10 protein-coding genes are annotated in these 13,630 nt (G+C 39.1%); 2 read left to right on the plus strand and 8 right to left on the minus strand.

Annotated elements, in window-relative coordinates:
* Positions 1–305 precede the first annotated feature (305 nt).
* Complete coding sequence (locus tag HEQ28_RS07160; protein ID WP_434501589.1) at positions 306–1,685, minus strand: TrpB-like pyridoxal phosphate-dependent enzyme; 1,380 nt, start codon at positions 1,683–1,685, stop codon at positions 306–308.
* 110 nt (positions 1,686–1,795) lie between these two features.
* Here HEQ28_RS07160 and HEQ28_RS07165 point away from each other — a divergent pair, with 110 nt between their 5' ends.
* Complete coding sequence (locus HEQ28_RS07165; RefSeq protein ID WP_434501590.1) at positions 1,796–3,211, plus strand: sodium:solute symporter; 1,416 nt, start codon at positions 1,796–1,798, stop codon at positions 3,209–3,211.
* Here the strand turns inward: HEQ28_RS07165 and HEQ28_RS07170 are convergent.
* The 6 genes from HEQ28_RS07170 to HEQ28_RS07195 all read right to left on the minus strand — a co-directional run bounded on the left by HEQ28_RS07170 (position 3,192) and on the right by HEQ28_RS07195 (position 10,540).
* On the minus strand, positions 3,192–4,130 hold the full coding sequence (locus HEQ28_RS07170; RefSeq protein ID WP_434501591.1) for an NAD(P)/FAD-dependent oxidoreductase: 939 nt from the start codon (positions 4,128–4,130) through the stop codon (positions 3,192–3,194). The two genes, HEQ28_RS07165 and HEQ28_RS07170, sit on opposite strands and share 20 nt — an antisense overlap.
* Positions 4,131–4,133: 3 nt before the next feature.
* Entirely contained in the window at positions 4,134–4,688 is a 555-nt protein-coding gene (locus HEQ28_RS07175; RefSeq protein WP_434501592.1) for a glutathione peroxidase, read from the minus strand.
* A 302-nt stretch (positions 4,689–4,990) separates the two neighbouring features.
* On the minus strand, positions 4,991–5,236 hold the full coding sequence (locus tag HEQ28_RS07180; protein ID WP_434501593.1) for a hypothetical protein: 246 nt from the start codon (positions 5,234–5,236) through the stop codon (positions 4,991–4,993).
* 16 nt (positions 5,237–5,252) lie between these two features.
* Positions 5,253–8,087, minus strand: a complete 2,835-nt coding sequence (locus tag HEQ28_RS07185; RefSeq protein WP_434501594.1) for a putative LPS assembly protein LptD — start codon at positions 8,085–8,087, stop codon at positions 5,253–5,255.
* 70 nt (positions 8,088–8,157) lie between these two features.
* Positions 8,158–8,694, minus strand: a complete 537-nt coding sequence (locus tag HEQ28_RS07190) for an HD domain-containing protein (RefSeq protein WP_434501595.1) — start codon at positions 8,692–8,694, stop codon at positions 8,158–8,160.
* 70 nt (positions 8,695–8,764) lie between these two features.
* Entirely contained in the window at positions 8,765–10,540 is a 1,776-nt protein-coding gene (locus HEQ28_RS07195; RefSeq protein ID WP_434501596.1) for a biotin/lipoyl-binding protein, read from the minus strand.
* Between the two features lie 177 nt (positions 10,541–10,717).
* Between HEQ28_RS07195 and HEQ28_RS07200 the strand changes: the two genes are divergently transcribed.
* A complete protein-coding gene (locus HEQ28_RS07200; protein ID WP_434501597.1) occupies positions 10,718–11,566 on the plus strand; it encodes a hypothetical protein in 849 nt (282 codons plus the stop codon).
* A 782-nt stretch (positions 11,567–12,348) separates the two neighbouring features.
* On the opposite strand, the gene HEQ28_RS07205 is transcribed toward HEQ28_RS07200, so the two are convergent.
* Positions 12,349–13,227, minus strand: coding sequence for a tyrosine-type recombinase/integrase (locus tag HEQ28_RS07205; protein ID WP_434501598.1), 879 nt, complete (start codon positions 13,225–13,227; stop codon positions 12,349–12,351).
* Between the last annotated feature and the right edge of the window lie 403 nt (positions 13,228–13,630).

A 13,630-nucleotide genomic window follows, 5' to 3' on the forward strand; every position in this document is an offset into this window, starting at 1 on the left:
ATAATAAGGGCAAACATGTAGAACGTGTGAACGCTTTATTTTTGCCCTTGTCATTTTAAAAAATATCTATTTACTCCCCAATTAAATTGGCTTAGTAAATAAATACTATTTACGAGAACATATTATTTGCCTCAACATGGGATTTGATATTGTTCAGTATTATTTTTTCGACTAATAAAAATGTGACTCATACGACTAATAATATAATGTGACTCAAACGACTAATTGAATTTTTTATTGCAAGCTTAAAGCTGACAAGCCCAGTCAAATATATGGCTGGGCTTGTTTTGTATGTTACTTATTATTTATTTCACAATTTCATTGATATCAAATTGCGGAACATCTTCGAGATTCTTTTCAATCTCACTGTCAGTTATACTGTAGTTCTGAAGATCACCATTAATGTAACTTTCATACGCTGTCATATCTATCAATCCATGACCAGAAAGACAGAAAAGGATAACCTTCTCCTCACCATTCTCTGTAGCTTTCTTTGCCTCTCTTATTGCAGCAGCTATAGCGTGACCACTCTCTGGTGCTGGGATTATTCCTTCGGCACGTGCAAAAATCATACTTGCCTCGAAACTCTCTAACTGAGGAATATCAACACCATGCATATAATTATCGCGTATAAGCTGACTGATTATCATGCCAGCTCCATGATATCTCAAACCACCTGCATGTATGTTAGCGGGCTTAAAATCATGTCCTAAAGTGAACATAGGCAACAATGGTGTATAACCAGCCTCGTCACCGAAATCATATTCAAACTTTCCACGTGTAAGCTTTGGACAGCTTTCTGGTTCAGCAGCAATAAATTCTGTTTTCTTGCCGTCTTTAATGTTGTGTCGCATGAAAGGAAATGCTATACCGCCAAAATTGCTTCCTCCACCAAAACATGCTATCACAGTATCAGGATATTCACCCGCCATTTCCATTTGCTTCTCAGCTTCAAGACCTATAACCGTCTGATGCAATGCTACATGATTCAGTACAGAACCAAGAGTGTATTTACAATTAGGTGTAGTTGTAGCAAGTTCTATAGCCTCGCTTATCGCTGTTCCTAAAGAACCAGGATGATTAGGATCACGAGTTATGATATCTTTTCCTGCGCGTGTACTCATAGATGGCGAGCCTTCTACCGTTGCACCAAAAGTACGCATAATTGCAGAACGGTAAGGCTTCTGCTGCATACTTATCTTTACTTGATAAACAGCAGCTTCAAGTCCGTATAGTTTTGCTGCGTAGCTTAATGCAGCCCCCCACTGCCCTGCTCCTGTTTCTGTTGTTACATTCGTATCACCTTCCTGTTTGCAGTAATAGCATTGAGGAATCGCAGAGTTTATCTTATGTGAACCAAGTGGGTTTGTACTTTCATTCTTAAAATAAATGTGTGCAGGAGTTCCAAGAGCCTCTTCAAGTGCATAAGCTCTTACTAGAGGAGTAGATCTGTAATAAGTATACTTCTCGCGCACTTCCTCTGGTATTTCTATCCATGCATGTTCTATATCCAGTTCTTGTTTTGAACATTCCTTATTAAAGATATGGCTCAGGTCATCGGCATCCAAAGGTTTACGTGTTGCCGGATTAAGTGGTGGCAGAGGCTTGTTAGGCATATCTGCCTGAATGTTATACCAATGTGTTGGAATTTCATTCTCTTGAAGGATGAATCTTTTCTGTCTCATGATAAAGTATTTGTTGTTACTATTTTGTCTCTATTTCTATTTACAAAGATACAAAAAAGAAATCGCTATTTTGTATGTTTACATGCTTTTTTAGTAATTTTGCAACCATTATGATAATTATATTCACCATACTTGCATATTTTTGCATATTACTTTTCTTTAGTAGAATAACGAGCAGAAAAGCGAATAATGAGACTTTCTATCGTGCCGACAGACGCTCACCTTGGTATATGGTTGCTTTCGGTATGATAGGAGCCTCCATATCTGGAATCACGTTTGTCAGTGTTCCTGGTATGGCTATAACTACCGACATGACTTATTTACAGATGTGTATAGGATTTATATTCGGATACATTGCTGTGGCGTTCATCCTTTTACCAGTCTACTATCGACTTAATCTTACTACGATATATAGTTATCTAAAGACTCGTCTTGGGCAACGGTCATATAAGACAGGAGCATCGTTCTTTCTACTTTCAAAGCTCATTGGCTCTGCCGTAAGATTTTATGTCGTATGCATAATTCTTCAGAAGTTTGTTTTCGACTCAATGAGCATACCTTTTCCTATAACCGTATTGGGTATGGTTGGTTTGATATGGCTCTACACTCGCAAAGGCGGTATAAAAACATTGGTATGGACAGACTCTTTTCAGACATTGTGCATGTTTGTGGCTTTAATCCTTATTATATATAATGTCATAACATCACTAAATATGAATGTTGGCGAAGCTATCAGCGCTATTGCGTCGAATGTTCATAGCCGAGTGTTTGTTTTCGATGATTTTATATCACGGCAGAATTTCTGGAAACAGTTTCTCAGTGGTATCTTTGTTGTTATCGTTATGACAGGTCTTGATCAAGATATGATGCAGAAAAACCTTACGTGCAAGTCTCTGCGTGACGCTCAGAAAGATATGTGCAGTTATGGTTTTGCCTTTCTGCCAGCAAACCTTTTATTTCTTTCGCTTGGTATACTATTGATGATGCTTGCAAATAAACAGGGGATTGCCTTACCAGCAATGAGTGATAATCTGTTACCAATGTTTGCCGCTTCAGGAAGTCTGGGAACGGTAGTTCTGATTTTGTTTACGATAGGAATTGTTGCCGCTAGCTTTTCTAGTGCAGACAGTGCCATGACTGCGCTAACTACAAGTTGGTGTGTAGATATTATGGAACGTGATAAAGACGAGCGCCTGCGCAAAATCACTCACTTTGGTGTCGCATCGTTGTTCGTCCTCTTTATCTTGGCATTCAAGGTAATCAATTCTACCAGTGTGATAGATGCCATTTACATACTATGTTCATACACCTATGGACCTCTCTTGGGACTATTTGCGTTTGGATTGCTTACTAAGCGAAAAACCAACGATCACATGGTACCATATATAGCAGTAATAAGCCCGATTATATGTTTTGCTATCGATACGATAACACAACATACAACCGGGTATAAGTTTGGTTACGAGTTGCTAATGGTCAATGGTGCATTGACATTTGCAGGATTGTTTATTTTCCGATCTCGTTAAGATATTCCTGTGCATCAAGGGCTGCGCTAGCACCAGTTCCAGCAGCGATAATAGCTTGCTGATAATGTGGATCGCATACGTCACCAGCAGCAAATACGCCTTCCTTGTTTGTCATCTGGTTTTTACCTTCTAGCTTTATGAATCCTTGTTCATCAAGATTTATATAGTCCTTGAATAATTCCGTCTGTGGCTTGTGACCTATTGCGAGGAAGAATCCATCAATAGCAATATCGTATTTTTTTTCATCACCCAAGCCTTGTCTGAACACAACGTGAGCACCTTCCACGCCATTGTCACCAAACAGACCTAGAGTATTTGTCTCATAAAGGATTTCTATCTTCTCGTTATCAACAACGCGCCTCTTCATCACTTCAGCAGCACGCAGGAAAGGCTTGCGCACAATCATGTAAACCTTTGAGCATAGTCCAGCAAGATATGTAGCCTCCTCACAAGCTGTATCGCCACCGCCAACAACGGCTACAACTTTTTTGCGATAGAAGAAACCATCACATGTGGCACATGCGCTTACGCCCTGTCCCATATATTTCTGCTCGTCATCGAGTCCCAGATATTTTGCGATGGCACCAGTAGCGATAATCACGCTTTCTGCTTCAATTTCCACCCCACGGTCATCTGTCAGGATATATGGTTTCTTGCTTAGGTCAGCCTTTACGATTTCACCATCCCGCAAGTCAACTTCAAATCTCTGAGCCTGTTCGCGAAGGTCCATCATCATCTGGTTACCATCAACACCTTGTGGGTATCCTGGGAAATTCTCAACGATAGTCGTCTGTGTCAACTGGCCACCCATTTGCATTCCGCAATATTCTATTGGCTGCAAGTTTGCACGTCCGGCATATATAGCCGCAGTGTATCCTGCAGGACCACTACCGATGATAAGGCATTTTGTATATTCCATAAACTAAGCTTTTAATAGTTCCTCTATTTTATTTTCAATATTGCTTATTTTCTCTGTTGGTTCAAATCTTGCTACTACCTGTCCTTTCTTGTTTACAAGGAATTTTGTAAAGTTCCATTTGATGTCTGGATTTTCCTTATAGTTAGCGTCTTGCTCTGACAGCATCTTGTCAAGTACAGGATAGATAGGGTGAGTTTCGTCCCAACCAGCGAATCCAAATTGTTCCTTCATGAATTTATATAAAGGATCAGCGTCTTCACCATTCACTTTCAATTTCTTGAAACGTGGGAATTCTGTTCCGTAATTTAACTTGCAGAAATTATGAATGCTCTCATCTGTTCCTGGTGCTTGTTGACCGAACTGATTGCAAGGGAAATCTAATATTTCAAATCCTTGAGCATGATATGTTTCAAAAAGCTTTTCAAGCTCTTCATATTGTGGAGTGAATCCACACTTAGTCGCAGTATTAACAATGAGCAGCACTTCGTTGGCATACTCTTTTAGTGATACATCTTTACCTTTTCTGTCTTTGACAGAGAATTCGTAAACAGTTCTCATTTTCTAGTTATAGTTATATTATAATTTATTTTGTCTTCTTTTGCAAAGATAATAATTTTATTTTATTTCCGCAATGCATCATGATACATTAACACAGATTTAGATTTCCAATCTAAAAACAAAGTATTACAGTTCAAAACAGTACCTTCATTTACTGTTTGGTATAAGAGAAAAAGTAAAAATATCTTTCTTTATTTAAGACTAAATTAAAGAAATGTACACAAATGAGTAAAGCCACAGAGAAGTATATAACACGGAACAACAAAATGTTCTCTTCAAGTCTTTACCCAATCAAATTTGTTCTAAAGCAATCGCTCCAGATAAGCAATAGCATCAGTAATATCCTCGGAGAAAGTTGAATGTTCCAACAGAAATCCATTCTTTCCTCTGGATATATCAGCATATAATTCGCGATTCATTTCATTGGCATAATTACCTATAGCATATTCAATGTCGTCTTTCTGACTTTCATTTACAGACTTTGAATATATATTCCACTTCTGATGAAAAAAGCAATAGGCTGATTCTATACTGTCTTTTGTTATCATCTAGACATATTATATATTAATACCATTGTACAGCATTGCTATATCCGCTTCGCTTATCGTATTTAAGTGCATCTGTAAGGGTACTTGCATTACAACGGAATGTGAAGTTATAGCTTGTATAAGGGGCTAGCACAACAGAGCAACTCATGTTGAAACAGTGAAGGTCACGCTGCAAACTTGCTGTTGTCATACTTATATCATGATTTTCAAAGTCGTAACCTGAAGAGAAGCTGATGTTCCAGCCTTCACTGATGCGAAGGTTTCCACTGAAGTTAAGAGTCTGCGTAAACTTATAAGGATAACGCATACTACTTGTATTGAATGTACCAGAAGTGTTCTCGCGCATAGTGATACCATATCCGAATGTAAGTGACCAAGGCATAGAGAACGTCATATATCCGTCATCATCCGTAGCAGCCTTACTGGTATCTTTTTTCTTCTTTGCTTTGCGCTGACCGTCTATCATCGTTTCGTCAACATTTGATTCTATGTCTGTATCTACGCCTTCCTCGTCTTTATCCTTTTTCTTTTTGTCATCATCCTTCTTGGTATCGTCGCCACCGCCAAACAATTTCTTTATCTTTTCAGGATTCAATGTGTATGATACGTTCTGTGACATACCCTGGAAACGTCCAAACTTGCCCATTCCCCAATAAGTATGATTTCCTACATAAGGATTTCCTTTTGAATCAAGCTCGTAAGCATAAGAGGCAAACACAGCATTCATGTTGAATGTGTAGTTCTTCCACCATTTCAGTCTGATATTCATAGACAAGTCACTCCAAGGTTTCTCCTTAGCAGCCATGTTATATGACATATTCAAACCAAGATTATCAATAATGCTCAATTTTTTATATCCTGTAGAGTCCTTGTCAGACCTAACTTTCATCTCAATATTATTGTCAAGACCAAAACTAATGTTTCCTGTCTTGCCTCTTCCAGGAACACCATATAATCCATTCTGATATGGTGTATACTGTACTAAATCAACAGAACCATCAGAGTTCGTACGCTGATAGGTCTCATAATATCCATATCTTGAAGCACCGAAGTCAGGAGCATAACTAAAACTTACTGTCGGAGTGAGTACGTGGCGTATCGTTTGTATTTTATCACCGAAGATCTTTCGATTTGGTGTCCAGAAACCATATAGCTTTGTACTTGCACTTACACTGAGGTTCCAGTTATATACGTTGTGGAATCCATACGTTGTATCAGCAACTTCCTTTTGTGCCTTCGCATCCCACGAGCGCATTACTTTATTCGTATACATACGGTCGGTGAAATTGAAAGATGGATTGATATTTAAATAGTTGAACAAAGTAAAATTACCACTTATAGGAATCTGGTGCTGCATACCATTCTTCCAGTCCTTGATAAGACTAGATTTCAACAGTTTGTCTTCTTTCGTAGAAATAGAGTTACTTACCTGACCGGTATAGCTCAGTGCAATTTTTTCATACCAACGCTCCTTACCTACAGCATGAGCACGCTTAAACGGATATAAACGACTGAGACTGATATTCAAGTCTGGTAGTGTCATTGCAATACTAGAGTCACGCATATTCTGGCTCAAGTTAGCAGTACTACTCAAAGAAAGTCCAATATTAGAGAATGTTGTACTCCAACTTACAGAAGATGTACGTGTAGATTGTGTCATCGTCTGTGGGTTATACAAACTTCCCATATTATTGCGTTCATAACTGGATGTTGCAAAGTTCACGCTTGCCGACAAGCTGTTAAAGGGATTAGCCTTTGCATCCTGCCTATGGCTCCATTGAATCTTGAAACTTGTCTGACGTGTATAATCCGGCATGCCCTTATCACCAGTCTGAGTGTCCTGATAACTAAGATAAAAGCTACCATTAAATTTATATCGCTGTCTATAATTACTAGCTGCACTTATACCCCATGAACCTTTCGTATAAACTTCGCCAAGCAACTTCAAATCCCACTTATCATTCATGGCAAAATAATATCCACCATCACGAAGATAGAAACCACGAGTACTCTCATCACCATACGTCGGCATGATAAAACCACTAGAATAACTCTTCGAGAAAGGGAAAAATCCATAAGGAATAGCCAATGGCAACGGAACATCCGCTACAACAAGGTACGCAGGTCCAAAAACTACATCCTTACCAGGACGCACCTTTGCACGCGATAGTGCTAAATAAAAGTCAGGATGCTTCTCGTCACATGTCGTGTAACGTCCATGCTGCATAAATATCTCACCGTTGTTGTTACGCTTAGAGAGTTCACTTCTTAGGAATCCCTCCTGCTGTTCGGTATATACATTGCGAATAAGTCCCTTCTTGGTTTTGAAGTTGAATGCCATGGTATCGCTTTCGTAATTATCCGATCCCATAGCAAATGTAGGAGTTCCTGTAAGTTGTTTCGTTGAATCCTTATAGACTCCAGTTGCATGCACAATGCTGCTATCCATATTCAGAGCAATCTTCTCACTCTTCAGGTCCATCGTCTCATACTTCACATTTGAAGATCCATAAAGATGTGCAACCTTATGCTGTGCATCATACACCATAGAGTCGTTTGCCGAGAAGTTCACAGGAGCATCAATACCGTTTTTTTTCTTTTTATTCAACGAATCAAGATGGATAGAGTCATCAACCAATTTATTATGATGATAAATAGCCAACTGCAAAGAGTCCATCTTGGTTGTATCAATAATTGCACGACCGAGGGAATCCCTTTTAACAGAATCGTTTACAGCCATTGAGTCTACAGAGGCCAATTTCTTGTGCCTCTTAAATAACTGGAAGTTAGAACCCGCCATAACAAACATGACAGCGAGCAACAAAATTGCTATAAACGAAATTTTCCTCATTCAGTCTGCAAAGATAATAATAAGTTTTTAGTTTTATGTTCTTAGCCTTTAGTTTTTTGTTTTTTAAACCTTATTCGAACATCATTTCCCATTCCTTAAAGCGCTTTAAGCCATCTTCTCCGAATTTAACGAGACTTTTCTCTGCTTCGTTTATAGATTTCTCTACTTCAGGATGAGTTTTTGAAAAGAATTTATCAGCATAACAAATCACTTTCTCTTCTATCGTTTCTGGCAGAAAGTCCTCATACGGAAGCGGAAGCTCAAGTCTTTTTATTTCTTCCTTTCCTATTCCTGCTCCGGTATGTCGCTCGCAAACACGAGCATGATCAGGATATCCCTCAGCACGCATCATCTCAGCACCTATTCTTCCATGTATCAGATATGGCTCACTACCGAAACAATATATCCCAGGAGCATGACATTTTATGATACCGATGTCATGAAGCATCGCAGCCTCCTCAACAAATCTACGGTTGAGATTCAGTTCTGGATGCAAGTCACAAATTTTCAGCGCACGCTCTGTTACAAGGCTGCTGTGGGTCATAAATATATAGCGCAGTTGATTGTCTTCGGTATAATATTTATCTATAATATTCTGATAGTTCATAGCCAGATGATAAAAAGGGGGAAAGGGCATAGCCCAATCCCCTCTATATTAACATAGATAATATTTTCTATTATGCTTCAGGACGCTGGATATAAGCGATGACATCACCCTTATTAACCTTAGTTCCCTGCTTTGCGTTGATTTCTACTAGTTTGCCACCAAGAGCTGCATTGATTGTCTCAAATTCACCCCATGAAGTACAAATATAGCAGAAAGCATCACCTTCTTTGTATTCCTTGCCGATATATGGCTCTACTGCAGGAGCAGCTTCACCTTCACCCTGGAATTCCCAGAATATCTGTCCCTTTACAGGAGCAACAATAGCATCAGCCTTAGCGTGCTTGAATGCAGCAGCCTCTTCAGGACTTGTCTTTGCACCAAGTTTAGCATCCTTAGCCTTCTGCAAGTCAGCAAGGAAGTTTTTCTTAGCCTGACCGCTCTTGTAGTTGCGATACTGCTCAGGATGCATAGCAAGTTCAAAGAGTTCCTCGTTGTCCTTACCATATTCCCATCCGTTCTCGTCCATTTCTTTCTTGAAATCGTCAAGAGCATTTGTCAACAATGTATGAGGATCAGCATCAGTGAACTCACGTCCCTGCTTCTTAGCCAATTCTATCAACTCTGGAGAAATTGTTCCAGGAATCTTTCCACTCTTGCCGAGAATCATACCCCACATAGACTCATCCATCATCACGAAGCGACCTTTACCCTGCTCCATAGTGAGAAGATTCATCAATGCGATGTTCTTTGTATATTGACTGAAAGGAGTTACCAATGGAGGATAACCAACACGTGGCCATACATATTCAACTTCATTGAAGAGATTCACAAGCATGTCGTCAAGAGATATTTCCTCTTCACCCTTCTTCTTACGAAGGTTGTTGATTGTCTGACGAATACCACCAAGGTCTGCCATCATAGAACCCATCATACCACCAGGAAGTCCACAACCAAGAAGCAAAGAAGACATAATCTTGTTTGCTGGGTTGATGAAATATCCAAGCCATTCATCAATGAATTCCTGAGTAAGGGCACGAGCCTTCATATATGCGTTCATGTTGATCTCAGGTACATCAAAACCTTCGTTCTTCAACATGCTAATTACTGAGATTACATCTGGGTGAACTTTACCCCATGACAATGGCTCAATAGCTGTATCAATGATATCACAACCATTGTTACAAACTTCAAGAATAGAAGCCATAGACAAACCAGGACCTGAATGTCCGTGATACACTACAACTATCTCTGGATACTTGTCCTTGATTGCCTTTGTCAGTTTACCAAGAAGTGCAGGCTGACCAACACCAGCCATATCTTTAAGGCAGATTTCGTCAGCACCGGCTTCAATAAGCTGATCAGCTATTTTTGAATAATATTCCAATGTATGAACAGGAGAAGTTGTGATACACAGAGTACCCTGTGCAGTCATGCCAGCTTCCTTAGCCCACTTTATTGAAGGAATAATGTTACGCACATCATTCAAACCGTCAAATATACGAGTGATATCTGTTCCCTGAGCATGCTTTACTTTATACATTAGTGCACGAACGTCATCTGGAACAGGATACATACGGAGTCCATTAAGACCACGGTCAAGCATGTGAGTCTTTATGCCTGCCTCGTTAAGAGGTTTACAAAAAGCACGTACAGCTTCGTTAGGGTTTTCGCCAGCAAGAAGGTTTACCTGCTCGAAAGCACCACCATTAGTTTCAACACGAGCGAAACAACCCATTTCTATAAAAACAGGAGCTATGCGCTCAAGCTGATCCTTGCGAGGCTGGAACTTGCCTGAACTCTGCCACATATCTCGATAAACGAGACTGAACTGAATTTTCTTTCCCATATTATATTTTATATTTGATTTTTATAATAAACAGATAATATATCGCCATTGTTCCATATATAAACAGAACCCTAGTGCTAATCAGCGTGCAAATTTAGATAAAAAATTCCAAAAACACCACCATTACATCCATTTTTTACAATTATTCCCTTATATTTGCACAAAATTTATAATGTTATGAAATTTAAACTATTCGCCATTTTATCAACCATTTTACTGTCTGTCACAGCATGCAGCAACAAGGATAACAACAAGCCTGACCCTATGTCGGGACATACTAATGATGAAATGAAAATGACAGGTGATAAAACTGTCTACGGACTAGCTTGCGAAGGTTGCAATGACTCTACAATCCTACTACTTCCTAACGATGGAAGCGACCCCATAAAATATGATATCATTGATGCTCACAACAAAAAGCGTGTGCTTGGAAGCATACATGTGGGAGACTGGATTGGTGTTGTATTGAATAAATCTGATAAGCATGTTGCCGATGAAGTTGTAAATCTAGATGAATTAAAAGGTATATGGTGCTATGTGGTAATGCCGAAGATGCGCAACTACGAGAACATGAGCAAGAAATTGCAGAAGCGTATAATGAAGGACATGCCAGACTCAGTGAAACAGACTTATCTTGTACCTCGCGAATATGGATTCTGGCTTAGAAGACAATGGACTACACAAAGTGTAGGATATGTTAGTTCGCAAAGTTCACTTGAAGATGAGAGTCCTGTTGTATATCCTCAGTTAGGATATTTCACCAGTTGGCATATTTGGAATGGCAAACTTGTTGTTGTAAGCGCAACACCTGTATTCAACAAGAATAACACCATTACCACAATAAATCCGAAGAACGACACCTGCAACATTGATTATCTTGGCGATGACTCACTTGTTCTGAGCGACCGTGACGGAGCAAGAAGCTATTACAGAAAGAAGGATATTAAAGATGTAAACGTCAAGGCTAAGAAAATCGCAGCGCAACTTAAAATAGAGGCTTTACAAAGAGCAAAAGATCAGGAATAGTTTCCTTGTATAAGTCACTATTGTTATATTACCTTTCTAATGAATATCATATTGGCTAATTAAAAAAGCCTCTCCCCCTCACGGGGAAAGGCTTTCAAAGTACACACTCTCTAGTGTGAATTACCCTGTTATACGACTCATAAAACAGGGGACGATAGAATCAAAGTTCTATCAAAGTTCAAGTAATATTAAGATTAGGCCGCGGTTCTCACGAATCTTATAAAACATGACACCGCTGCTGCAGCATCATGACTGGCCTTCAATTTAAGTCATTTCGTATTTAATGCGATTAAGCATCATTGTTATATTCATCTAGGAAATTCGACAGTATACGTATTTTATTATAACTGTCGCTTGTTCTATATATTAGAGATAACATTTTCAATTTAGTCTTTACCAAGTGCTCACCTAAATCGTTTAGTGATTAATTCAGGGATTGCATTTATATATTCTATTGTTTTAGAATTCTGTTACTTCACAAGTAACAGAAAGAATTCGAAGTCAATGATATAAAATTGGACGAAAAACAGGATAAAAGACTCCTTTGCGTACTTCATAAAGTTAGCACGCAATAAAGAATGAAAATTATACGAAAATTTAAAATGTGTTTAAATAGGACTCGTTAAGATAACTTATGTCCTTTTATTTACATTCTAGACTAATTTATAGTTAATTTATGCAAAAACCCATACGTCTTTGTAAAAAATTATATACATTTGTAGTCAAATAATAAACGCTGTTACTTGTGAAGTAACGGCTATTTTTTCCCCCATTTTTTTATACTATACAGCGTCAAGATATCGGCATATTTTGTTGTTTACAGCACCAATTTCAGCCGCACTAAAACCACCTAGATATATCTGTGTAGTTCTGATACTGCGGTGCCCTAGAGCCGCACTGATAAGTTCCACAGGAACATGGTTGCGAAGGGCTGCCGTTGCCCATGAATGCCGAAGAGTATATGATGAAACGCGACGAGTGATGCCAAGAGTGGCGGCAAGACGCGAGATACAGGAGTTGAACTGACGGAGGCGGGACTGATAGCGGCGATAGCCTTCTGCGGTACGCATGTCACTCCTAGGCATCTTCAAGTCATTCACGATCTTCATCGTTTTTTTCATCACAGAGATGCTTATGCTTGTACCTGTCTTATGGCGATTATAGGTGAGGACTCCGCTATTGACGCTGCTGAAATTTATGTTCATAAAATCAACGAATGACATGCCGCACAAACTGTATAAGGATGCCGCAATCTTTTGGGTGCGCTTAAGTGCTGGTTTCTCTACCTTGGTACATAGGAGAGTTTTAAGATCCTTGACTTCAAGAGCACGCCTGCGGCTAATATCAATGCCAGTATAGACATCATGGAAAAGGCGGTAAACAAAGCGAGCATATCCTGCATCCACCCCCTTATTATAAATAGCACGGAGCATACGCATATAGGTGGAAATTGTGTTGGGGCAGTAGTTATGATAGCGAAGATCACGCTCATAGGCTACCAGACGCTTACGGGTTAAGTCGGTAAATTGGACTTCGCTGCGACGGATATAATTAGTAAATGACTTCAGTGCGTTACGATAAAGACGGGCTGTAGAGAAATGCCCGTCTGCCTCTAGTTGTACTGAACACCTTACGGCAAACTCTGAAAATGATAGTGACATAATAGATAATTATTTTTAATAATAAAAACACAAAGTTACAACACACAAGACGATTGACAAAGGTGGAATTATTTAAAAAAATGAAAGGAATACAGACAAAGATCTGCTATAAATCAGTCTTAAACTGCCTCCTGTCAATAGCCGATGTATAATGGTAGACAAAATACTGGATAAAGAAAAATATCTTGCAAGTGAGAGCAGAGCCAAATTTACTTGAGCTATGCCGAGCGCAGCTAGATATTCAAAGGAATTAAATATCTTGCCTGCTAATACAGAGCCAAGACCATTCATGAGGGATCTCACCCCTAAACTGATGAAGAACTACTTATTGACATCGTTTTTATTATGGTTAGGGGAACAACATCTGCTCCAACTAATGATACAATTAAAACGATAAATAAAC

The sequence above is a fragment of the Prevotella sp. genome (genome assembly GCF_051059605.1).
Taxonomy (GTDB): Bacteria; Bacteroidota; Bacteroidia; order Bacteroidales; family Bacteroidaceae; genus Prevotella.